This is a genomic window from Pseudorhodobacter sp. W20_MBD10_FR17, assembly GCF_052119765.1.
Lineage (GTDB): Bacteria > Pseudomonadota > Alphaproteobacteria > Rhodobacterales > Rhodobacteraceae > Pseudorhodobacter.
In genome coordinates this window covers 122,477-145,157 of record NZ_JBGQOQ010000009.1, presented here as the reverse complement: position 1 = coordinate 145,157, position 22,681 = coordinate 122,477, and the positions used below count along the sequence as shown (strand labels likewise).

The 22,681-nt window shown below is 55.3% G+C and carries 27 protein-coding genes; 2 read left to right on the top strand and 25 right to left on the bottom strand.

Annotated elements, in window-relative coordinates:
* Position 1: 1 nt before the first annotated feature.
* The 7 genes from ACEN2J_RS08530 to ACEN2J_RS08500 form a co-directional block, all read right to left on the bottom strand.
* Positions 2-709 (bottom strand): ABC transporter ATP-binding protein, encoded by a 708-nt coding sequence (locus ACEN2J_RS08530; RefSeq protein ID WP_442104956.1) that lies wholly within the window; start codon positions 707-709, stop codon positions 2-4.
* A complete protein-coding gene (locus tag ACEN2J_RS08525) occupies positions 702-1,430 on the bottom strand; it encodes an ABC transporter ATP-binding protein (RefSeq protein ID WP_442104954.1) in 729 nt (242 codons plus the stop codon). The genes ACEN2J_RS08530 and ACEN2J_RS08525 overlap by 8 nt, the downstream gene beginning before the upstream one ends.
* Positions 1,431-1,488: 58 nt before the next feature.
* Positions 1,489-2,766, bottom strand: coding sequence for an ABC transporter substrate-binding protein (locus ACEN2J_RS08520; protein ID WP_442104953.1), 1,278 nt, complete (start codon positions 2,764-2,766; stop codon positions 1,489-1,491).
* A 40-nt stretch (positions 2,767-2,806) separates the two neighbouring features.
* Positions 2,807-3,736 carry a 3-hydroxyacyl-CoA dehydrogenase family protein gene (locus tag ACEN2J_RS08515; RefSeq protein ID WP_442104951.1) on the bottom strand — a complete coding sequence of 310 codons (930 nt, stop codon included), beginning with the start codon at positions 3,734-3,736 and terminating at the stop codon, positions 2,807-2,809.
* 5 nt (positions 3,737-3,741) lie between these two features.
* Positions 3,742-4,551, bottom strand: coding sequence for an SDR family NAD(P)-dependent oxidoreductase (locus ACEN2J_RS08510; RefSeq protein WP_442104949.1), 810 nt, complete (start codon positions 4,549-4,551; stop codon positions 3,742-3,744).
* Positions 4,548-4,898, bottom strand: coding sequence for a cupin domain-containing protein (locus ACEN2J_RS08505; protein WP_442104947.1), 351 nt, complete (start codon positions 4,896-4,898; stop codon positions 4,548-4,550). The genes ACEN2J_RS08510 and ACEN2J_RS08505 overlap by 4 nt, the downstream gene beginning before the upstream one ends.
* A 73-nt stretch (positions 4,899-4,971) precedes the next feature.
* Positions 4,972-5,808: a cyclase family protein gene (locus ACEN2J_RS08500; RefSeq protein WP_442104945.1), complete on the bottom strand. Its 837-nt coding sequence runs from the start codon at positions 5,806-5,808 to the stop codon at positions 4,972-4,974.
* A 212-nt stretch (positions 5,809-6,020) separates the two neighbouring features.
* Here ACEN2J_RS08500 and ACEN2J_RS08495 point away from each other — a divergent pair, with 212 nt between their 5' ends.
* Both ACEN2J_RS08495 and ACEN2J_RS08490 read left to right on the top strand, forming a co-directional pair.
* Positions 6,021-6,788: an IclR family transcriptional regulator gene (locus ACEN2J_RS08495; RefSeq protein WP_442104944.1), complete on the top strand. Its 768-nt coding sequence runs from the start codon at positions 6,021-6,023 to the stop codon at positions 6,786-6,788.
* Positions 6,789-6,883: 95 nt separating this feature from the next.
* Positions 6,884-7,942 carry a PepSY-associated TM helix domain-containing protein gene (locus tag ACEN2J_RS08490; RefSeq protein ID WP_442104943.1) on the top strand — a complete coding sequence of 353 codons (1,059 nt, stop codon included), beginning with the start codon at positions 6,884-6,886 and terminating at the stop codon, positions 7,940-7,942.
* 28 nt (positions 7,943-7,970) lie between these two features.
* Here ACEN2J_RS08490 and ACEN2J_RS08485 read toward each other — a convergent pair whose 3' ends face one another.
* From ACEN2J_RS08485 to ACEN2J_RS08400, 18 genes are all read right to left on the bottom strand, one after another.
* Positions 7,971-8,642 carry a hypothetical protein gene (locus ACEN2J_RS08485; protein ID WP_442104941.1) on the bottom strand — a complete coding sequence of 224 codons (672 nt, stop codon included), beginning with the start codon at positions 8,640-8,642 and terminating at the stop codon, positions 7,971-7,973.
* A gap of 2 nt (positions 8,643-8,644) precedes the next feature.
* Positions 8,645-9,313, bottom strand: coding sequence for a HupE/UreJ family protein (locus ACEN2J_RS08480; RefSeq protein WP_442104939.1), 669 nt, complete (start codon positions 9,311-9,313; stop codon positions 8,645-8,647).
* Between the two features lie 3 nt (positions 9,314-9,316).
* Positions 9,317-9,808, bottom strand: coding sequence for a hypothetical protein (locus ACEN2J_RS08475; RefSeq protein WP_442104937.1), 492 nt, complete (start codon positions 9,806-9,808; stop codon positions 9,317-9,319).
* A 12-nt stretch (positions 9,809-9,820) separates the two neighbouring features.
* Positions 9,821-10,282 carry a hypothetical protein gene (locus tag ACEN2J_RS08470; RefSeq protein ID WP_442104935.1) on the bottom strand — a complete coding sequence of 154 codons (462 nt, stop codon included), beginning with the start codon at positions 10,280-10,282 and terminating at the stop codon, positions 9,821-9,823.
* Between the two features lie 168 nt (positions 10,283-10,450).
* Positions 10,451-11,521: a DUF6152 family protein gene (locus ACEN2J_RS08465; protein WP_442104933.1), complete on the bottom strand. Its 1,071-nt coding sequence runs from the start codon at positions 11,519-11,521 to the stop codon at positions 10,451-10,453.
* 331 nt (positions 11,522-11,852) lie between these two features.
* Positions 11,853-12,638 carry an ABC transporter permease gene (locus ACEN2J_RS08460; protein WP_442104932.1) on the bottom strand — a complete coding sequence of 262 codons (786 nt, stop codon included), beginning with the start codon at positions 12,636-12,638 and terminating at the stop codon, positions 11,853-11,855.
* Entirely contained in the window at positions 12,635-13,387 is a 753-nt protein-coding gene (locus ACEN2J_RS08455; RefSeq protein WP_442104930.1) for an ABC transporter permease, read from the bottom strand. Before ACEN2J_RS08455 ends, ACEN2J_RS08460 begins: the two co-directional genes overlap by 4 nt.
* A gap of 4 nt (positions 13,388-13,391) precedes the next feature.
* On the bottom strand, positions 13,392-14,222 hold the full coding sequence (locus ACEN2J_RS08450) for an ABC transporter ATP-binding protein (RefSeq protein WP_442104928.1): 831 nt from the start codon (positions 14,220-14,222) through the stop codon (positions 13,392-13,394).
* A gap of 87 nt (positions 14,223-14,309) precedes the next feature.
* Positions 14,310-15,287, bottom strand: a complete 978-nt coding sequence (locus ACEN2J_RS08445; RefSeq protein WP_442104926.1) for an ABC transporter substrate-binding protein — start codon at positions 15,285-15,287, stop codon at positions 14,310-14,312.
* 81 nt (positions 15,288-15,368) lie between these two features.
* The gene (locus tag ACEN2J_RS08440) at positions 15,369-16,490 is read right to left on the bottom strand and encodes an LVIVD repeat-containing protein (protein WP_442104924.1); all 1,122 of its coding nucleotides are present in this window, start codon (positions 16,488-16,490) and stop codon (positions 15,369-15,371) included.
* Positions 16,474-16,644 (bottom strand): hypothetical protein, encoded by a 171-nt coding sequence (locus ACEN2J_RS08435; RefSeq protein WP_442104922.1) that lies wholly within the window; start codon positions 16,642-16,644, stop codon positions 16,474-16,476. The genes ACEN2J_RS08440 and ACEN2J_RS08435 overlap by 17 nt, the downstream gene beginning before the upstream one ends.
* A gap of 268 nt (positions 16,645-16,912) precedes the next feature.
* Positions 16,913-18,226 (bottom strand): TRAP transporter large permease, encoded by a 1,314-nt coding sequence (locus ACEN2J_RS08430; protein ID WP_442104920.1) that lies wholly within the window; start codon positions 18,224-18,226, stop codon positions 16,913-16,915.
* The gene (locus ACEN2J_RS08425; RefSeq protein WP_442104918.1) at positions 18,219-18,758 is read right to left on the bottom strand and encodes a TRAP transporter small permease; all 540 of its coding nucleotides are present in this window, start codon (positions 18,756-18,758) and stop codon (positions 18,219-18,221) included. Before ACEN2J_RS08425 ends, ACEN2J_RS08430 begins: the two co-directional genes overlap by 8 nt.
* A 20-nt stretch (positions 18,759-18,778) precedes the next feature.
* The gene (locus ACEN2J_RS08420; protein WP_442104917.1) at positions 18,779-19,786 is read right to left on the bottom strand and encodes a TRAP transporter substrate-binding protein; all 1,008 of its coding nucleotides are present in this window, start codon (positions 19,784-19,786) and stop codon (positions 18,779-18,781) included.
* Positions 19,787-19,811: 25 nt separating this feature from the next.
* Complete coding sequence (locus tag ACEN2J_RS08415) at positions 19,812-20,147, bottom strand: cupin domain-containing protein (protein WP_442104915.1); 336 nt, start codon at positions 20,145-20,147, stop codon at positions 19,812-19,814.
* Positions 20,144-21,079 carry a 3-hydroxyacyl-CoA dehydrogenase family protein gene (locus ACEN2J_RS08410; RefSeq protein ID WP_442104913.1) on the bottom strand — a complete coding sequence of 312 codons (936 nt, stop codon included), beginning with the start codon at positions 21,077-21,079 and terminating at the stop codon, positions 20,144-20,146. The genes ACEN2J_RS08415 and ACEN2J_RS08410 overlap by 4 nt, the downstream gene beginning before the upstream one ends.
* Positions 21,080-21,085: 6 nt before the next feature.
* On the bottom strand, positions 21,086-21,898 hold the full coding sequence (locus ACEN2J_RS08405; RefSeq protein WP_442104911.1) for an SDR family NAD(P)-dependent oxidoreductase: 813 nt from the start codon (positions 21,896-21,898) through the stop codon (positions 21,086-21,088).
* A complete protein-coding gene (locus ACEN2J_RS08400; protein WP_442104909.1) occupies positions 21,898-22,680 on the bottom strand; it encodes a cyclase family protein in 783 nt (260 codons plus the stop codon). The genes ACEN2J_RS08405 and ACEN2J_RS08400 overlap by 1 nt, the downstream gene beginning before the upstream one ends.
* Position 22,681: the final 1 nt, after the last annotated feature.

The window sequence follows — 22,681 nt, the reverse complement described above, 5'->3', positions numbered from 1 at the left end:
CTTATTCTACCCCGAAATAGGCGCGCGAAATATCGCTGCGCGACACAGTGCGCGAGGCACCTTCCAAAGACACGCGGCCCTCTTGCAAACAGTAAACGCGGCTGGAAACGGCCAATGCTTTGCTGATGTCTTGCTCGACGATCAGCGCGCTCATGCCTTCGCCGATAATGCCCGGCAGGGCTGCGTAAATGTCTTTGATGATGATGGGCGCAAGGCCGAGGCTGATTTCGTCAAACAAGATCATTTCGGGGTTGGCCATCAACGCGCGGCCAATCGCGACCATCTGCTGTTGCCCACCCGAAAGCGAAGTTGCAGGCACGGCGCGGCGTTCCTCAAGTATCGGGAACAACTTAAAAACGCTGGCCAAGTTCCACGGGCCTTTGCGCCCGATTTGCCCGCCGATAATCAGGTTTTCCTCAACGGAAAGAGAGCGGAACAGCTGCCGCCCCTCGGGCACCAATGCGATGCCCAAAGCCGCGATCTGATCGGCGCGCAAGGTGCTAATATCTTGGCCCTTATAGCTGATTTGGCCCGCACCATTGGGTAGCAAGCCCGAAATAGACCGCATCAACGTGGTTTTGCCTGCGCCATTGGCGCCGATAATCGCCAAAACCTCGCCCGCATGGACCTGCATTCCAACGCCATAGAGCGCCTGGAAATCGCGGTAATGGGCGTTTAGCCCCGTGATCTGCAACATAGGCTCAGGCATCTGCTTCAATCCCCAGATAGATTTCTTGCACTTCGGGGCTGGCCATAATCGCCTGCGGTTCGCCCTCGGCAATCTTTTTGCCAAAGTCGATCACGATCAAACGGTCAACCACGGCCAACAACGCATGCACCACATGTTCGATCCAAATGATCGACACGCCAGATGCGTGAATATCCTTGATGGTTTGCACAAGTGACCGGCATTCGCCTTCGGTCAGTCCACCTGCAATTTCGTCTAACATCAACAGCTTGGGCTTGGCGCACAGCGCGCGGGTCAGTTCCAGCCGTTTGCGTTCTAGCAACGTCAGCCCACCCGCCAGCGTGTTGGCCTTGCCGATCATCTGCGTTTGTTCCAGCACCTCAAGGCACAAAGTCTCGGCGGCGCGACCATGCAAACCGGCGGCTTGGGTGGCCGCGATCATTGCATTTTCAAACACCGTCATGCCGGAAAACGGCTGCGGCACCTGAAAGCTGCGCGCCATGCCCGCACGGCAGCGGCCGGCCGCGTTCATCCGCGTCACATCACGACCGTCAAAGATCACGCTGCCCGAATTGGGCTGCAAAGTGCCCGTGATCAGGTTGAACATTGAGGTTTTACCCGCGCCGTTTGGCCCGATTATTCCCAACGCCTCCCCCTTTTGCAGCTCATAGCTGAGCGCATCGGCGACCGTGACGGCGCCAAAGGATTTGGTCAAACTTTCAAGCTGCAAAAACGCGGTCACATCGGCCCCTTTAGATAAGTGGTGGGGGGCAGCGCAGGTATACGCCGCCCGCGCCGGATTAGAGCAGTTTCATTTCGCCGGTTTTCGGAATGTTCGGCGCGGCGGCGTTTGCGACGATTTTAAGGTCGAACGCATCGCCTTCGCGCTGCCATTGCCCAGCAACCAGCGGCGTTTTGGTGACGTTGTTGATCGGGCCGTTTGACCAATCAATAGCGCCCACAATCGTGTCCAGCTTGGTGCTGGCGATGGCCTTAGTGATAGAAGACGCATCCTCAAGGTCCTCAGACCGTTTGATCACATCTGCGACCACTTCGAACAAAGCATGTTTAAAGCCAATAGGTTGCGTCCAAGGGCGACCTGTGGCAGCAGTATAGCCCATCGCCAGATCATGCGCGCTGGCGCCTGTCAGTGACGAAGCGAACGGGTGGTGCGGCGACCACCACACTTCCGAGCTAAGCCCATCGCCACGCGCGCCGAGCGACTCAATCACCGAAGGAAACAGCAACGCCTTGCCGATGGTCACGATTTTCGGCGAGAAGCCCTGCTGTGCGCATTGTGCCCAGAAGGTTGCGAAATCTGGTGGGATCATGTTGCCGGTGACAATCTCACACCCGGCCGCTTTGAACGCCGCGATCTGGTTGGAAAAGTCATCCGAAAGCGGCTGATAACGGCCCGGATCGGTTAGCCCATATCCAGCCGCGGCAAACGGTTTTGGCAGGCCGTTTTCGGCATCGCCCCACGCATTGCCATCGGCATCATTGGGGAACAAACCGCCCACGTTTTTCGCAACGCCGGTATTGCTCCACATATCAAGGAAGGCACCGATGACATCCTCTAGCCCCCAAAAGAAATGGTAGGTCGATTGGAAACCTTGGCCCGGCACGCCATTGCGGCCAAAGAAATAAGGCTGCCATGGGCAGTCGGTGGTGATGCAAGGGATCTCGTTAATCTCGGCCTGATCGGCAACGGGATTGACCGTGTCTGGGGTCGAGGCCGCAAGGATAATATCGACCTCATCGCTTAGGATCAGGTCGGCAGCGACTTCGGCGGCACGGTTGGGGTTGGACTGGCTGTCTTTGGAAATGATCTCGATGTTCCAAGTCTTGCCGTTGTTTTCAATCCCGCCGGCAAAGGATTTGGTGATCGCGTCCAGCACATAGTCATCCGCCTCGGTAAAGCTGGCAAGCGGGCCGGTGCGCGGGCCGACAAGACCAATTTTGATCGTTGGCGTCGCACCATACGCGCGGGTGGACCGCAAAATGGCGGGTGCGGCAAGGGTTGCTGCCCCTGCCATCATAAACCCACGCCGAGATGTCGAATTTTTCGAAAAAGTCATGGTATCCTCCCTAAAGCCCAGCCTCCCTGCCAGGCGAGTTTCAATCAATCAAAATGCCGTCGAGCCGTTTCAGATGCCGCGCCACGCGGGCGCGCACAGCATCGGCCTCGGGCTTGGTCCATTTGCGAAAGCCTTCGCCCGATTTCATACCAAGCCGCCCTTCGGCGACCAGCTTTTGCAAATAGGGCGAAGGGCCCTTGCGGCTTTCCAAGTCAAACAGCACGTTTTCGTGGATATCGAGCGTCAGATCAGTGCCGACCAAATCGGCATTTTCCAATGGCCCCAGCACCGAAAGCCTGCGGCCAAAGCTGGCTTTGATCACCGTATCCACCGATTCAGCGTCGCAAATTCCGTTTTCTACAAGGCTGATCGCCTCGCGCCACAGCGCATGCTGCAAGCGGTTGCCGATAAAGCCGGGCACGTCCTTGGCCACCAAAACCGGCGTTTTGCCCGCGTCATCCAGCAGGTCCATCATATCATCGGCCACGGCGGCGTCAGTCCATTCCGTTTTCACCACCTCGACCAGCGGGATAAGATGCGGCGGGTTCCACCAATGGGTGCCAAGCGCACGGGATTTCAGGCGCAAATCGCCCATGATCTGGGTGATCGGCATGACCGAGGTGTTCGACGCCAAGATGCAGGTGTCGGGCGCGTGGGCTTCAATCTCGGCGAATATCTTGCGCTTGAGGTCCAGCTTTTCGGGCGCGGCTTCAAACACCACTTCGGCCTTGGCAACAGCGCCTGCGGTAGTGTCGAAAATCTCAATCTTTTTCAGGGCGCGGGCGATTTCGGCCTCGCCGATGCCCATGGCAACCATGCTATCACGGATGCGCCCCGAAACGGTGGCCCGTGCATCGGCAAAGGGGTCGGTGATGGCCACATATTGCCCCGCCCGCGCCAATGTAAGCGCGATGCCGTGGCCCATAAGCCCTGCGCCGATTACGGCGATCTGTCTGTTTTTCGCAGTCATTTGCTTTATCCCGCCGTATAGCCGCCGTCGGCATACAGAATATGCCCGGTGTAAAAATCAGACGCCTTGGACGCGAGGAACAACAGCGGCCCTGCAAGGTCCTCTGGCTCGCCCAAACGGCCCTTTGGCACGCGGGCAAGGAAACCCGCACGCACCGCATTGGCCTTTTCGTTATCCTCAAACATCCACGCTGTTAGTGGCGAGCGGAATACCGTCGGCGCAATCGCGTTGACGGTAATGCCGGTTGGCCCCAGCTCACATCCCAGCGCTTTAACCATGCCATCGGTCGCCGCTTTGGACGCGCAATAGGCGGTGTACCCCGCCGGATGCCCCAGCAGCCCCCGCGCCGAAGAAACCAGCACGATTTTGCCGCCAGTATGCGTGCCTGCGGCCACTTGGGCCTTCATTTGCCCTGCCGCCGCACGAGCCAAAAGCCAGCTTTGCGTGACATTGGCATCCATCACATCGGTAAAGGTTTTGGGCGCCATATCGTTGATAAGGGCGACCTTGTTCATGCCCGAGGCAACCACCAGAATATCCAGCCCGCCATAGGCCTGCACGGCAGCGGCGACCATCGCATCACAGGCGGCTTCATCCGAGGGACGCGCATTTACGGCCGTGACCTCGGCCCCCAGCGCGCGGCACTCATCTACAATGCCGTCGAGTGCTTCTTGGTTACCCGCAGCCAAGACCAGCTTGCAGCCAGCCCCCGCCAAAATCCGCGCGGCAACCATGCCAAAGGCACCAGAGGCCCCTGTGATCAGGGCCGTTTGGCCCGAGACTTCAAACATAGACAGCGGGTTGGAAAGGGTCATGGCTTTGGCTCCGGTGGGTATGGGATCACGACGAGCATTTTGCAGGTGTCGTTGCTGCGGTTTTCCAGCTTGCGCACCTCATGCGCTGGGATGGTGCAGCTGTCATAGCGGTGCAAAACGGTCTCGACCCCGTCGATAATGACGGTCATTTCGCCTTCCAGCACGACATAGACTTTTTCAAACGGGGTTGCGTCTGGCCCTGCGCCACCATCTGGCAGGAATTGGCTGAAACCAATCCACTGATTTTTCGGGCCGTTCTCCTCAAACCCTTGCAGGCGCAGGCCGTGGCAACCGAAATGATTGGGCGCAACATAGGGCTGCGCGTCTTGGAAACGCTTGATGTGCATAGACTCCTCCCCAGGAATATGCGGTGTTGGCGCGCGATCTTGCCGCGCGCCTCTGTTTTAGGAGGTGGTTGCCTTAAAACTCGGCGCCGTCGTCGATGCGGAAGTTCTGGCTTTTGTCGATCATCGCAACAAGGCGGATGATACAGCCGTCGCCGCGGTCCCAGTTCCAAGGGAAGAACGCGAATGTGCAACGTTTTCCAGTGACAGCATCCAGATCGCCGCCCACGTTTTCGATGCCCAGAATACCGGCCTTGAACAAGATCTGGTGAACCGGCTCCCAATCTGGGAAGTCGTCTTTCCAGTCATTGCCACCGGACCATTCCTTATACTCTTTTTCCAAATGCGGCAGCAGCGGGCCGTTGCGCTGTGGGCCGATCGCGGTGGCCAACGGGTGGTCGTTGGCTTGGGTATCGTGGCCCACAACCTTGACGCCCTTTTTGACCATCCATTCGCCAGCCGAGGCCACAAAGCCGGGGCAATAGGCAAAGTAATCACCGTCTTCATAGTCATGGTGCCAGCCGGTGTTGATGATCAGCACGTCGCCCTTGCGGATCACATGACCGCAGGCCTTTTCAAGGTCTTCACCTGTGATCGGCTCCCACTTCTTTTTCGGCAAGGACACAACGATCCCTGTGCCAAAGAAATGCGGCAGCGGCACTTCGTCAATGAACGGCGTGCCCTGAACAACGTGCGCTGGCGCGTCGATGTGGGTGGTGGCGTGCATCGTGGTGGTGATGCGCTGGCTTAGAACGCCAGATTTGGCCATGTAGTGGATACGCTCGATCTTTGTATCCTGAAAATAGGGCCAGTTCGGGTTTTGAAACCCGAAGCGGTGGCTCAGGTTGTAAAACTCCAACCCCATATCGTTATCAAGGTTTCCTTGAAACTCAATCCCACGAACAACTACCATTTTGACAAACCTCCTCCGTTCACCGGCGCACCGATGTTTGCTGATTTAAAACTGTCAGGGGTCCTCCACCTGTTCCGCATGAAGGTACACATGCACCACATGGTGGTCAATAATTTTTTTAATTATGATACAACTGTACCGCATTGCGGTTTTTTATGAATACTCTATGCTTCTGGCTATGTCCTACACGTCCAATTAAACAAAAGATGAAAATGGCTGACATTAAAGATAAATCAGAGCGTGGTGGCATTCAGGTTATCGCGCGGGCCGCATCGATTTTGCGGGCGCTGCGCGAAACGCAAACCGGAATGAGCCTTGGCCAGATTGCCGAGCGTGTTGGCTTGGCTCGGTCTACCGTGCAACGAATCGTCGCGGCCTTGCAAGAAGAACAGTTGGTTATCAGCGATTCAAACGGCGGCGGCCTGCGCTTGGGGCCAGAGCTGCACGCGCTCGCCGAAGCTGCGCAATACAACATCGTTGAACATTGCAGGCTGCTTCTGACCGAGCTTACGCAAAAAACCGGCGAAACATCCGACCTTTCCGTCTTGCGCGGTGCCGGGATGATCTTTCTGGATCAGGTTCCCGGCACGCATCGTTTGCGCACGGTTTCATCCGTGGGTGAGGTTTTTCCCCTCACCTCAAGCGCGAATGGCCGCGCCTGTCTTGCGCAATTGCCGATCGAAGAGGCTACCAAACTTATTCTAAACGAATGGGAACGTAACAGCATTGACGGCGACTTAGACGCTTTGCTGGAAGAGCTTGCCACCATTCGCCAAACAGGCCTTGCCTATGACCTGAACAATCATACGCCGGGCATTTCGGCCATCGGCCTTGCCTTTCGGGACTGGTCGGGTGACCTGCATGCGATTTCTGTTCCTGTGCCGTCCACCCGTTATGCGCAGAGCAAAAGTCTGGTCGAAGCTGCCTTGCTGAGAACAGCAAATAACATCAAAAAAATTATCACGGTGCGGGTGCCATAGCGCAGGCCGGTTTGGCCGCAAAAGGCGTGTGCTGACCGGCCGAGGTTCACACGAGCGGCGAATATGACCGCAACCGCAATCCACTTGGGGGCAAAATGAAGCCAGCGCTGAACCTGCGAACCGCGCGCCACATTCACCGCTGGATCGGTGCGGTTTTGGCGTCATTTCTACTAATAATAGCTTTGTCAGGCACAGCTCTCATCTGGAAAGACAGCTATCTGCGGTTGGTCTTTCCGCAACCCGAACATCACTTTGATGCTAATTCCGTGACCCAGCTTGCGCTGGCTGCCGAAGCGGCATTTGGTGACGAGAATATCATTCTGGGTCGTATAAACGAGCGCACAAATCTGATGCGATTGTCGTTGCGCGACGGTCGCGCAGCTTATCTAAATGCCGATGGCGCTGTTTTGGAGGTCTGGTTGCCGAACGTACGGATCGAAGACTGGCTTCTGGATCTTCACCACCGGTTTTTAAGTGGCACGCGCGGTCTTTATCTGTCGGGTTTCATTGGCATTGCAGCCTTGGTTAGCATCCTTTTTGGTGTGCTAGCCTTTTGGCCCGCACGGCGCGCGTGGCGACAAGGGTTTCGCCTGCGGGGCACCGGACGTATGCATATGCTGACATCGCATCGCAACAGCGGGATTGTGCTGGCCGCGCCGCTGTTCATCCTTATTCTATCTGGGGTTTTCCTGACCTTTCCCACCATCTCGCGCAACGCGCTGCTTTGGTTCCATAACCCTGCGCACTATGGCGAGACATTCGGAGACGGGGTCGATGATTTAGAGGGCAATGCAGAATCGACGTGGGGCCGTGCCATCGCCCGTACATTGGCCGTCTTTCCCGATGCACAAATCACGGCACTCACTTGGCCGATCGGCGGCAATGAGCGCGTTATCCACATCCGCACCACGGGCGAATGGGCCGATGCAGGCAACAGCAGCGTGCAGATTACGGTGCCCGACGGTTATATGGATATACGCATTGATGCCACCCAACTGCCGGCTGGCGAACGCACCTACAATCTGTTGGCAGCGCTGCACACATCGCAGTTAGGTGGCAGGCTTTATGACATCATTCAAACTGTGCTAGGCCTTGGTGCTGCGTGGCTTGCGCTGCTTGGTCTGGTGTCGTTCATACGCAAGCCACGGGGCTAACCCCTCGTTCAAAAGGCCGCGAGCTAACTTAAAAGGCGACTTTGGTTATGACCTGCCCATCCACGGCGCGGTACATTTCTTTATGCTCCTCAAAGAAACCGCTGATCGTCAGCTCAATCTGAATTGGGCCTTCTTCAAGGTTCATAAAGTAGAAGCCGTGATAGCCCGGAAATGGCGCTGTAAACGCGCCGCTTTGGCCCACGCCCTCACCTTTGCTATAGGCCTGTTCAAACCCAGCGGGATAGCTGGGGGCGTCAGCACTGGATGGGTGACCGTGAAAGTCGTAGTAAACCCCCTGCCCCGTTGCGTTCAGAACACGCCACGAATACAGCAGCGTCTCATCCTGCTTCATAATGAATTTGTGCTCGACCTCGCCCAAATCCTCGATATCAATTGTGATGGTTTCTGACTTGAACGGCGCATCTTGCAGGTTCAACAGACCCCGAATTGACTGGTTAAGCACGGCGGCATCAAGGTCATATTTCTCGATATTAAAGGACAGATTTTGGCCAAAATCTGCCGCCGCCGCCGGAGAGACAAGTCCCGAAAGGGCGGTAATGCCCATCGCCCGACCACCACCTGTCGGATCGATTCCATATTCGGCAGGAAGGACAAAAAACGTAAGCAGCGCACCGGCGCCAACCGCCGCCCCTGCAAGTTTGAGGCCAAGGCGGCGTGGGTTCTTTGTTGAATCTTCCATATTTACCTCCAAGTAATGAAAAAGCCGGTCAACTGATACCCGAACAAAACAAGCCCGGCACCGAACAGGCCAATATTGATATATTGCGCAATGCCATCATAGAACCTAAGGCCACGCATCGACGTAGACAGGGAAAATAAAGCAACCAAAGCAATCACTTGCCCAATCTCAACCCCGATATTGAAAAAGATCATATTGCCGACCAAACCGTCAGAGGGCAGCGCCAAATCTTGCAATTTGGACGACAGGCCAAAGCCGTGGATCAGCCCAAAACCAAAAACAGCAATCCGCGCATCCAGCCAACGGATCACAGTCAGGTTTTCCAACGCCTTGTAGCAAATCGAAAGCCCGATAATCGCGTCGACCAGATACACATTGACTTGGGTGCCCGAGAGAACCCCATACAGCAAGGTTATCGAATGGCCGACCGCAAACAGGCTGACAAACTTGGCAACATCACCGATGTGCCGCAGAAAAAAGATAACGCCTGCCAGATAGAGCAAATGATCGTAACCGGTGACCATATGCTTGGCACCCAAGTACATGAAAGGAAACGGGTGGATGCCTTGGCTTGCAATCATGTAGGCTTGGTCGCCCCCCGTCACACCGTGCCCCCAAGCCGCACCTGCGGCCATGATCACAATAAGCGTGAAGACAGGGCCGCGAAGCATCGTTTACAAATCTTCCACGTAGGGAATAAAGCGGCCCAACACGATGATGCTAATCCAAAGAGTCAGCGATAAGGCTGTCGACAACCGCGCATTTAGCCCAAGTTCTGAAAAGTTGTTGGCGCCCGCCTCGATCTGGGGTCGCACCCTAAAGGTGAAATACAGCGCGTTCAGACCGGCGATCACGATAAACACGATCTTCATCCGAAAGGCAATATTGACCGCATAACGGCCTGGATCACCAATAAAAAACAGCGTTCCCGTAATGGCGTTCACAGCAAAGCCCATCAACGTAACGATGATAAATTTGTCGACGATTTTCAGTGGGATATCGCGAGCAAAACCGATCACACTCAGATCGATAATCAGCAATGACCCAATCAGCATGCACAGGCCGGCAAAATGCAGCATCTCCATGGTCGGCCAAACCCAAGCGTGGTTCTGGATATAGGCGTGGATTGCCGTAGAGCTTAGGAAGTCAATAAGCGCTTGTTGCATTGGACTTTCCTCCTAAAAAATATAGCCGATAAGGCGGCCGAAGATGACAGTAAGAACCCAACTTGCCAAAGCGGTTGAGGCGAGGATCACATGCCCGCGGGTCACCTCACCCGTGCCGTGGATGCAGACCCGAACCATTTGATATGTCAGGAAGAGTGAGACAATCAGCATCCCGATCTTGGACAAAAAGGCCCAGTTCTCGGCCAGCGTTGATGCGCTGCCAAAAAATAGCGCCGTGCCCGACAGCAGGTTGACAATAAAGCCCGCAATCGCGAGCCGCCAATACGGCGCAATCGCCGAGACGGGCACCGCATAAGCAACCCCCATCACGCGCAGCGCAAACATAACGGAAATGCCCACAACGATGCCCATGCCAATTGCGTGGAATGAGAGGAAGATTGGATAGCCCCAGATCGTACTCGAGACCAGTAGGCCGAGGCTTGTGTTTTCTAGCATAAGGAAAAATTCGTGCATCATGACCTCAAAAGTTAGCGACGCGGGCGGCCGTATTCCCAAGTGCCCGGCCTGAATCTGTTAGGTCGCGTGCAAGAGAGGGTTTACTTGGCAGGAGCTGTCTGAACTATTTCAACCCGTTTCGGGCGCGCAAAGTGTCGCGCCCGAAACGTCTTACTTTGTACAGATTTACTTTTTCTCGACCGTCAGATCATCACATTGGAACGGTAGGTACTGACCATTTTGGCGTACCGATTTGTCCAAATGCACATAAGGCGTTGCCAGATAAGTCGGGTCGGTGATCGTGTATTCACGCACCAGCTCGCCAGCGCCGTCGATGTAAAACACTTCTGTGACCTCCATTTGGTCACTATGCGGAACCGAACGGGTCGAACGGCCGCCGATGACTTCAAGGAAACCTTTCTCAAAGCCCTTGGTCTTTACTTCAAGCTTGTCGCCGTTCCATGCGCCAACCGAATACCCTGCTAGGCTTGGCTCAATCTTATCGGGGAAGGTCCCGCCAAGGTGGATTGTACGCTCAAGATCCATAAACCCGTAGGTGAGTTTGATCTCATCGGCCGATTGTTCAATCTTGTTAACCATCTGATCGAAACGGTAGTCGAGGATGATGTTCGTCGGCTTGCACTGGAAGCGTGGGTTATCTTCCGGCGTCCAGTCATCCCCTGCCTCTACTGCCGCAAGCGTCAGGTCATAGTCTGGGCCGGGGCCAGCGTAAGCCAAAGGAGGGCCACTTGCGACAGGTTCGCCCCATTCACCGGACAAATCGGCCCCAGCGACAACGGCCTCAGGCTTTGCAGGTGCCTCGGCAGCGGCCGCAGCATCTTTTTCATTGTTGAAGCTTCCATCCGCTTCAACGCTGCCATAGCGTGCCAGGACTTTTCCGTCGGCGAACGTAATTGTTTCGGTATAGCAGGTCGTTGGCTCTTCGCGCGCAGGGCTGCCGAAGATCTTAATCTCGGTGCCCTCGGCAAACATGTCAACAGTCCAGCCTTTGCGCCGCAAAAGGCTGCCAGAGCGCAGTTCGCAGCGCCATCCCTCTGTTGCGCCGGCTTCATTCTTAACGTCAAAGTAGACGTAGGAATGTGGGTTAACGAACTTCACGCTCGTCACTGTTCCCGTTTTTTCTAGCGTTTTTGACAGGTCGAATTGACCGTTCACACCGTGGTGGGCGTATGTGACGCTGGGCATAAATGCCGCCCCGCCAATGGCAAGAATAGTCCCAAAAATAATGTTTTTCATTTTCTCTCCTCCGCGCTCAAGGCTGCTGTACAGCCTCCGGTTGCTTTCTGCTGACATGCTTACCTAAGCTGGTCTCCTCCGCACTTGGGCGCATCGTCTTTCTGCAGATAAAGCCAACAATGGCCATATTAATTTAAAATGCAATATATAATCGATATTATTACTAATTTTGCAAAAGTACCGATCAATTTTGACAAAATCAACACGCCTAGGCTGAAGGCGCCCTGCACAGGAACCGCCCCGACACAGAGACGCCCCGTAAAACGGCCTGCATAGGCATAAAACAGCGGCTGTGGCCCGCCCCAACAGCTAAATTAGGCTCGGCTACGGACTATAATCTCCACCGCGAAAAATGCCGCTCGGCGCGCCTTAGGATTTCGTTCATCACAATACCCGTCACCGAAACCAACAGAACCAGCGCAAAGAGGTTATGGCTCTCAAACGTCTCGGAATAGTGGCGGATGTAATAGCCAACCCCGCGCTGGCTTGCATAAAGCTCGGCCAAAATAACACCGATCAAGACCGCAGACATGCCAAGCCGCATTCCCGTAAACAGGCTGGGCACGATGAACGGAAAAACGATTCGCTGAAAGATCTGCCTGCGCGAAGCGCCCATAGAATGCGCCGCCGTAAGAAGCACCGGATTGATGTTTTGCGCCCCCGCGATCACGCAAACAACGATGGGAAAGAACCCGTGCGTTAGGCCATAAACGATTTTAACCTCGGTCCCGACCCCAAACGCAAGTACGAACAATGGCAACAGCGTCACCTGCGGAATCGTGTAAAGCAGCACGATGATAGGGAAGAAGGTTAAATAGGCGGTTCTGTTACGGCCAATAATCATGCCAAGCACAGTGCCAAACACCATCGCGATGGCGAACCCGACCAACAACGCCCCAGCCATATAGCCAAGCGCGCTCCAGATTGTGGGACGTTGCAAAAGCTCAACGACCGCAAGCGCGGTTCGCGAAGCGGTGGGCAAGAAATCGTCGTCACCGTACATATGCGCCCCGATTTCCCAGACCGCGATGCCTGTCGCAATGACAGCCAAACGCGCCTTGGCGGGTGTTTTAAACAGGCCTTTGGCACCTGTTGTTTGCATGGTCTGGGCGCTCATTTGTAATGCTCTCCCTGTTTCTCAAGCCGTTGCACGACAAAGTTCAGGGCCAGCGCGATTAGGACAATAAAGATGATCCAGGCAAACATCCCGGTTGTATCCATCGACTCGGCGTTAAAGACGATTTGGTGGCCAAGCCCGTCAAGCGACCCCAGCGTCTCACCACCGATGATCGACAAAAAGCAAATGATAAACCCGATGCGCAAGCCAGTCAGAATCACCGGAAACGCCGCCGGCACCAAAACCCGCCGCACCAGCGTAAACCCCGATGCCCCCATCGAGCTGGCCGCCCGCAGATAGATCGGATTTACATTTCCAAAGCCGTTGATCGTACTCAGCACGATCGGGAAAAAGCTGATAATGCTGCCCAGCGCGATTTTTGACCCTGCCTCTAACCCGAAAAACAGCATCGCCAGCGGGTATAGAATGATCAGCGGCACCGCGAAAAGCGACGAAAACAATGGCTCAAACACCCGGGTGGCAAAACGGGTGCGGCTGACCAGAAAACCAACAAGGATACCGGTGATTGCGCCAATCGCATAGGCACAGCCCACCTCATACAGCGTCAGCGTTAATGGCTTGACCCAATCGCCCGAGGACAAGAGCGAGATGAATTTGCGCCCCAAATCGGGCAAGGTTGGCAAGAAAAGGCGGCTGATATAGCCGGTTTCGGTAACGATGGCCCACGCCAACAGGATGACGCCGAAAAATGTGAGCTGATACAGCCGTACTTTGATGCCCTGTGTCATGCCATCACGTCCGCTTCGCGCTGAGTGCGCTTTCTCTCTCAACCGCTTTGCGTATCTCGTCATGCAGCAGGGCATAAAGATGATTGCGCAGCTTGTTAAACTTGTCCGACATGATGAAATCGGGGTTGCGTGGATGCGGTTCATCAATCTCAATGATCTCTTTGATCTGGCCCGGAAGCGATGTCATAATCGCCACGCGATCAGCCAAGAACACCGCCTCAACAAGGCTGTGCGTCACGAAAACGATGGTCTTTTCGGTTTTGGACAGCATGACCGATAGGTCCTCGCCCAATACCATGCGGGTTTGTTCATCCAGGGCACCAAAGGGTTCATCCATCAAGATAATGTCGGTGTTCAAACTTAGCGCGCGGGCCAATTGGGCGCGCTGCTTCATCCCGCCCGATATCTGGCCGGGGAAGTGGTTGCCAAAAGGCTTTAGCCCCACGGCCTCTAGCGCAGACCACGCGCGGCCGTCGCGTTCTTCTTTTGGGACGCCCCGAAACTCTAGCCCGACCTTGATATTTTCAACAATCGTGCTCCACGGAAACAAAGGGCTTTCCTGAAACACAAAGGCGATATCATCGGGTTTTGGGCCTGTAATCGGTTTACCATTAACCAAGAGCTGCCCCGATTTGGGCATAGCCAAGCCGCCCATAATGTTCAAAAGCGTGCTTTTACCGCAGCCGCTGGGGCCGATCAGGCACAGCAATTCGCCGCGCTCGGCCGTAATCGACACATTATCAAGCGCGGTGACGCGGTTCTCGCTTGCCGCATCACCGTAATATTGGGTTAGATTGATCGCCTCTATTGCAGGCGTGGAATTGGCGGTTGTCATGGGTTTCTTTACCGTTTCGTTCATATTTCACAATGCCGACAAGCTGCCGCCAACGCCTGCTTTAGGTGTCTAAAGTGCCTACACCGGTTACTTCGGTAGATATTCTTCGGTGTAGAGCGTCTTCATATCGGGGATGCTGTCCATGATCTGGGTATCAACAAGGCCCTGCGCGATCTCGGCCATCGCGGCATCGTCAAACTTGCCGTCATCCTTAATCATCGCGACTTGTTCGTCATAGGCACGGTTCAGGATAGCTTCCGGCATTTCCAAAACGCGGGCACCGGTTTTGACCATGATGCTTTTATCAGCCTTAATCAGGGCCACCGTTTCAAAATAGGCGGCCAGAAAGCGGCGCAGCACGTCTGGGTGCGCGGCGCGGAATTTGTTGGACGCATAGATGATATGGGCGTGGTAATCAGCCAGATAATCGCCAGCCTTAACAATGGTACGGCCTGCACCCCGCGCTTCCATCCCATAGCCAATATCGGTCGAGTTCATCATAGCGTCGATGTTTCCGGTCTTCATCGCAGCCATCTGCGCCGAAACGCTGCCCAGCGGAACCGGGATCATGCCTTCGGGGCCCCAACCTTTTTCAATCGAAATCCGGCGCACCAGATAAAAGGTTTGCGAAGACGGCGTGGCAACGCCGACTTTGGCGCCCTTCATATCATCAATCGTTTTGTCGGATGGAAAGAACTTGGAATCCGCTGACACCACGATCCCAAGGTTAAGCGGCGCACCATGCGTGGCGGCAACCGCAATTGACGGCGCGCCTTTGGCGATAAAGCCCAGTTCGGGGCCTGTCCCTAACCCGATATCAGCCGCATCGGCCGCCAAAGATTGCTGCAACTTGGCGCCACCGCTGGAACCGGTGATATCCAGCTCCAGATCGTATTTGGCAAAGATGCCTTTTTCGACGCCCACATCCACAACCGTTAATTGAAACGCCTGCGGCACAACTTTCATCACGCGCACCAAATCAGTCGCGTTTGCCATGTTGGCGGTTGCAATCAGGGCTACAGCTACGGCGGCCCTGCGCATAAAGTTACTCTTGCTGACTGTCATGTTTTCCTCCCAGAAGTATTACAGTTTTTTCAATCCATCACGGCCTTTGACTTTGGTTTTAGCCGTGACGGTGTTGTGATTTTAAACCCGTTGCAGAATGTGCAGCCCCCGATGCCGATCCAGCAGGTAGATCAAACCGTCATCGTCGACCGTCACATCATTGCTTGAAACCCGCTTCGAGCCTTCGGGCAGATCGGGAATGTAATGCGCAACTTCGACCGGCCGGTGTGGATCTTTGATGTCGATGACGCGCAGGCCGTTTGAAAACCAAGCCATCGGAATCTCGGTGCCGTGGAATTTTTCAGACGGCTGATGCAGCCCGCTACACATCGGCACAACCGCGCCAGCCAGTTCGGGAATCTGGTATGTAGAAACAGGGATTGGGTGCTTTTCATCGGTGATATCGATCATCCACATGAATGCCGCGGGGGCATCGGGTGCCCGATCGACATCTTCATCCCCGACCAAAAGATACTTACGCCCGTTAATATCAAACGGAATCGGCAACGCGGTATGGATCGGGCAGGCGAATGGCGGAACCCAATTCAGACCAGAAACCAGCGTTGGCTTGGTCATGTCTTCAATATCAAGAATGACAAAACCGCCCTTCCAATAGCTGACATACAGCCGGTTCCCAAGGCGCAGCGGGTGGTGGCAACGGTGCTGCGTCCGCTCAAAGTTCGGCACCTCACCCCCGGCAGTCCATTGGCCGGGCATCCACCAGCGGCCAACTTCGGTTGGGTTGGTGGGGTCAATCAAATCCATGATCATGACAAACGGGCTGACATAGCCCTCGGCCGAGCTGGACATATAGATATAGCGACCGTCAAAGTCATAACGGTGAACGCCGGTTCCTTCGGTTTTCCAACGCGCCAATTCGCGCGGGTTTGACGGGTCTTTGACGTCATAAACGACAATGCCACCTTTCCAGCCCTCGGGCACGGGTGAGCTATCGGCGTCGTTCAATTCTTGGTTAATAACCATAAGATCATTGGCAACGCGTACCTTGTGCGAATGCGTTCCGGGCGGCATGCCAAGCGAGGCAAGCTTTTTCGGGTTTTTAGGGTCGCGAACATCATAAATGCTTGTGCCATCTGGTGCATTCACATGGCCAATATAGGCAATGCCATCAACAACGACGATCTGCCCCCCACCGACGCAATCCACATATCCGACTTCTTTGATGTTATGTGCCGAGGGCATCAATCGTTCCTTTTAGCTTGCTGTTATCTTCTGTGTTTTCGTCTCGGTCGGCCTTGGCGCGTTTGGTCATTTGGCCACGCGACAACCACAACACGCGCAGAACCTCTATTCCAACGCCTGTGTGAATGTTTAGGATTGGGGCCAACCTGTCCAATGCAATCACCCCCTTGCGCCATAACTCTTGGTTATCCCTCTGCGCGATGCTGGCTAGATCAATTCCAATTAGAATTTCAAAGCATCGTACCGTAAGAGGCATCAAAACGCGCCGCGGCCACCCGACTGCGTTTCAACGAAATTATTGGGTTCTGTTGCGAAAACTCTGCCCTTTTCAGCGTCGCGCAGACGGAATCGGCAGCCTTGGCTTTCGGCGTAAAGCGTCTCAATCAGCGGTCTCTGGTCGTCTATGCAGTACAGCAGGTATGTTATGGATTACCAAGCCCCGGAAGCCAAAGTGCCAAGGCGGGAAACACAACGAGAAGCACGATACGCGCAATATCGCTGATCAGAAATGGCACGATGCCCACAATAACGCTTCGGGCCGAAAGGTCCTTTACCACCCCTTGCAAGACAAACAGGTTCATCCCGATAGGCGGCGTGATAAGGCCAATCTCGGCCACGCTGACGACCAAAACGCCAAACCAGATCGGGTCAAAGCCCTGTGTTTGGATTACAGGAAACACGAATGGAATGGTTAGGAAGATCATCGCCATCGAGTCCATAAAGCACCCCAAGATCAGGTAAAATACGATAATCCCGACAATAACCTTGCCGGGCGTCAAACCGGAATTGGTGATCCAAGTGACCAAGCCCTGTGGCAGGCCCGATGTCTCAATAAAGTAGTTAAAAAGCCCCGCGCCAATCGTGATAAAAAAGATCATTCCCGTCAGACTAACGACCTCTTGCATACCGCTCCACAGGGCTGTTTTGGTCAGGGTTTTGCGACCAAGCGCCACCAATGCGGTACCAAACGCGCCGACCGAGGCGGCCTCGGTCGGGGAAAATATGCCGAATTGGATGCCGCCAATCACGACCCCGAAAATCATCACTGCTGGCCAAGCGGCCAACAGATCGCGCATGTTTTGCTGTCTTGATTGGGGTAAAATTTGCGCCCCTTGCGGGACAAGGTCAGGGATCAGGCGGACCTGCACCAGAACGGCGATCACATAAAGCAAAACAGCAAGCAGGCCAGGAATAAGCGCCGCCCCAAACAAGGCGCCAATGCTTTGTTCGGTTAGGATCCCGTATACGATTAACAAAATCGATGGCGGAATCAGAACCCCCAGCGTCCCGCCTGCCGCGATAGACGCTGCAGACAGGCGATCATCATAGCCTGCCTTTCGCATTTCGGGCATCGCGACGCGCCCAATCGTTGCGACCGTTGCCAAGGACGACCCACAGATCGCGCCAAACCCCGCACAGGCCAGAATGGTTGCAATCGCAAGCCCGCCGCGGAACCTGCCGACGAGGACGTTCGCCGACCGGTAAAGGTCACTCGACAATCCACAATTTGCGGCAAAAACCCCCATCATCAAAAACAGCGGGATGACCGATAGCGTGTAGGAAAAGATCGACTCAAACGGACCACTGGCCAGAATAAACACCGCCCCCATCGCGCCGTTTAGCAGCCAAAATCCAAACACGCCAATAAGACCCAAAGACACAGCAACGGGCACCCCCAGCGCAATCAACATTAGGGCGGCCCCAAACCCCAGCAGGCCGATAATCGCATCAGACATGCGCGTTATCCTCGGTCAGGGATGTATTGCTGACATATTTAAGCAACGCATACAGTGCCCCCAAAAGCGAACATGAAAACCCAGACAAAAGCGCAAGCCAATACCAAATATATGAAATTCCCAAGGTGGCAGAGCGGCTTGGATATGCGAATTGCGCCTCTATCTCCCCAATCCCCGCCCACAGAATTGCGGCCACCAGCCCCAACCCCAAAACACCCGCCAAAATCGTCAGCAAGTTTCGAAAAGGCGCGGGCAAGAACGTTGTAACCAAATCTATATTGACGTGGTTTGAACGCGAGAACGCAACAGCAATACCAAAGGACGCGCAGGTCATGACAGCCAGTTGCGTCAAATCTACAAGCCCGTTCACCGCCCAATTTGTACCTTGGCCAGTGACCGCCCGCATCAGACCGGATGCCAGCCGCAGGCCAATATCGGTGATCGTTAACAACACGGCAATACATGCCGCAACAAATGACACAACAGTAGCGCCGGCGAAGATGCCATCGCAAACTTTGAAAAAATGCCGCATCTTCGCCTCCTCGCCCTGTCTTATTTCTGTGCCGCGGTTTTCATCGCGTCATAGATTTCATGGGCGTTTTCAACGCCATTTGCGACCAATGCGTCAAGCTGGGTGTCGATCGTCGGGGTTAGCTTGTCGATCCAAACCTGCCGTTCGGCATCGGTCAGGGTGACAATTTCATGGTCTGGGCCTTGGACAGATTCGTATCCAGCGGCTTCCCACGCATTCCACCAATCGCCAAACTTGGGTGCCAACGCGTCACCCGACAGCTTGTCGACACAGGCGCGCACATCGTCTGGCAGACCGGCATAGGTGCGCTCGTTCATCGCAAACCAAAAGGTGGTAATATAGGCCCGCACATCAAGGTGGTGCTTCATCACTTCGGCAAGCTTGAAGGAGTCCATCGCATCCCATGAAAACACAGCACCGTCGATGACGCTTTTCTCGGCGTTCTCATACACCGCGCCGGGCGGCAGGCCGACGGGCGTGCCACCAAGGGCCGCGATCATTTCGCGTGTCGCATCGGTCGGAAAACGAATGCGCAGGCCGATCATGTCATCAGGTACTTTGACGGACGTGCTGACTGTGTTGATTTCGCCGGGATTATGGCCGTGAAGGGCAAGCAGCTTAACACCGTCAAACTCGGCGTCAAAATAGGCCTCATGCATCGACCAAAGGATTTGTGATGCTTGGGCCGCACTGCTGAAAATAAACGGCAGCTCGGCAATGCGCAGCCGTTCAAAGCGCCCGCTTGGCACACCGCTTAGGCCATGCGCAATATCAACCACGCCCGAACGCACTTCGTCATACAGCTTTGCCGGATTGCCAAGCTGCGTACCAGCCGGAAAGATTTGCACCTCGACCTTGCCACCCGAACAGGCCTCTAAATCGCGCGCCCATGGCTCTAGGAAATCCTTATGCATTCCGTTTGCGGTGGGCAGAAAATGGGCCATTTTCAATGTAATCTCGGCGGAATAGGCGGTCGAGCCCCATACACTGCCCGCAAGCAATACAAGTGTTGTTATCAGTTTTGTCATTTCGTTTTCCTCCCTCAAGGTTTGGTTAAGTCGCAGGCAACAGCACCAGCATTGACGCAGGCGCGTTGGTTTTGTTGATTATCGAGCGCTCTTCTCCAGACGCGAGATAACAACTGTCACCGGCGCCCAGAATGGTCTCTCCGTCTTGGGTTATGATGCAAACTTCACCTGAAACGACAAAATACAGCTTTTCAATCGGCGATGCCGAAGACTGTGCCCCACCACCCGGCAAGAAATGCGAAAGCCCCATGGTCGCAAAGTTGCAAACCCCTGCTTCCGCGCCCTGAAGCCGCAGCCCGACCATGCCGAAATGGCCTTTTGCGTCATAAGGCTTTGCATCAGCAATGCGTGTCACCTTCATTTTGTATTCCTTTCTAATTGCGCAATATTTTTGGCTTCATCGCCCAGAAAATCAGCCAGCCGACGCCGCACGTCTCCTGCCGTTTCATCTGTCCAATCGCGAAAACCACGACCCGCTTTCATGCCCAAATCGCCCGCTGCAACCTTTGATCGCAACACTGCGTGTGACGCGGCGGCGGCGTCAGGCACAGGCACAGGCATAAGGTGTTCGTGGGCGGCAAGTGTAAGGTCCAAGCCAATCAAGTCCGATTCCTCCATCGGCCCTAAAACAGCAAGGCGTTTGCCAAAGCCGTATTTGACCGCGTCATCAATCGCCGTCGCGTCGCAAACGCCGCTGGCAACCAAGGCAATCGCCTCGCGCTTTAACGCGTGTTGCAGGCGGTTCCCGATAAAACCCGCGATGTCTTTGCGCACATGAACAGGGTGTCGCCCCGCCGCCGCCAGCACAGCCATAACCGGCGCAATCGCAGCAGAATTGACACCTTCAACCTCAATCACCTCGACCAGCGGCACCAGATACGGCGGATTCCAGAAATGCGCGCCAACGATCCGCGTTTTGGCCGGATTTCCCTGCGCGATCTGCGCAAGTGGCACTGTCGAGGTGCAAGACGCGAAAATAGCATTCGCAGGGGCCAATTTTGCAAGTTGGTCAAAAAGCGCCCGTTTCAACGCAAGGTTTTCGGGCGCTGCCTCAAATACAAACATGGCAGAGGCGCAGGCCTCTGCCAAAGTTTCACAAAGCTGCACAGGTCCGGTTGTTGCCAAAGGACGGCCCAAAAGCTCGCAAATATCTGCAAGGCTTTGCGGCACGCGGCACAGCATTGCAGGGTCGGGATCATAGACCGAGACAGAATGCCCCGCCGCAGCAAAAAGCCACGCAATCCCGTGCCCCATAAGGCCCGCGCCAAGCACCGCAATCTTGGGCTTTGCCACCATCCGTCAGCCTGCTGTCAGCCCGCCATCAACATACATGATCTGCCCAGTGCAGAAATCAGATGCCGGTGACAGAAGGTACAGCGCCATACCCATAAGATCTTCAACCTCACCAAGCCGCCCCAAAGGAATACGCGCCAAAGAGCGGGCGCGCGTGGCTTGGCCAACCTCGCTATCCGACCACATCCACGCCGTAAGTTTGGACCGGAAAACGGTAGGCGCGATAGAGTTGACGGTAATCCCGTATTTCGCCCATTCGGTGGCCAAAACGCGGGTCAAAGCATCGGTCGCCCCTTTGGACGTGCAATAACCGGTATAGCCCGACACGTTGCCATGACGCCCACGCACCGACGACATCATCAGCACCTTGCCGCCACGCCGGTTGTTGTCGATCCACCACTTGCCCACGGCTTTGGCCATCAGCCAGTTGCCACGGACATTGGCGTTCATCACGGCTTCCCACTCTTCCAGCGGCTGTTCATGGATATAACCCGCCTTGTTAAAACCAGACGCAATGACAAGCCCGTCGACGGTGCCAAACTTATCAAGCGCCGTTGCCAAGATCGCTTCTGCATCTTCCAGCGTATCGGGGCGGCGTTGAATGGTCACACATTCGCCGCCCAACTCGGCCACCTCAGTGGCAACCTCGGCCAGCTCGGCGCCCGAACCCGCCGCAAGGCACACTTTGGCCCCCATTGACGCAAGCGTCAGTGCGCAGCCGCGCCCAAACGTGCCCGACGCGCCAGTGATGATGTAAACCTTACCGACCACATCAAAAGCCGACAGCGGGTTGCGCAACTGGTTTGAAATCTCGGCCATTATGCATCCCCCCCGAAACGGAAGGTCTGATCGGGGTCGATCACAGCAAGGATGCGTACACCGCAGCCCTCGCCCTCATTCCAGCGCCAAGGAAAGGCCATGAAGGTGCAGCGCTTGCCCGTCACCATATCCAGATCGCCGCCCACGTTTTCGATACCCGGAATGCCGCCTTGAACCATCAGCGTTTTATGCGCGGCCTCCCAATCGGGGAAATCCTCTTTCACATCGCGGCCGGTATAGGCTTTGTATTCATCGATCAAATGCGGATGGGTTGGGCCAAGCCCGTGATCGACCATCTTGGTCGCCATCGGGTGATCGTTGGCCTGCACATCAACGCCCACCATTTTCACGCCACGATCCACGCACCATTGCGCGCCGTCGCGGTACATGCCGGGCGAATAGGCGTAATACTCATCGGTATCGGCCATTTTATGGTGCATACCAGTGTTGATCATCACGATGTCACCGGGCCGAATTGCGGGGCTTGCGGCCTCTAGGTCGGCGGCGGTGATCACCTCCCATTTACCTTTGGGGATAGAGATCGCAACGCCGGTGCCAAAGAAGGTTGGGATCGGATAACCCGTCAGCGTTGGCGTGTTTTCTGTCACATGCAGGGGGGCATCCACATGGGTGCCACGGTGCATGATACCTTCAAACTCGGCCTGATAAATGCCGTCTTTGGCATGAAATTTCTTTACCGAGACATTGATGCCCGGTGTCGAAGGCCATTCCGGCATGCCATGGCCCCAACGGTGCGTAAGGTCATAAATTTCAAGCGCCATG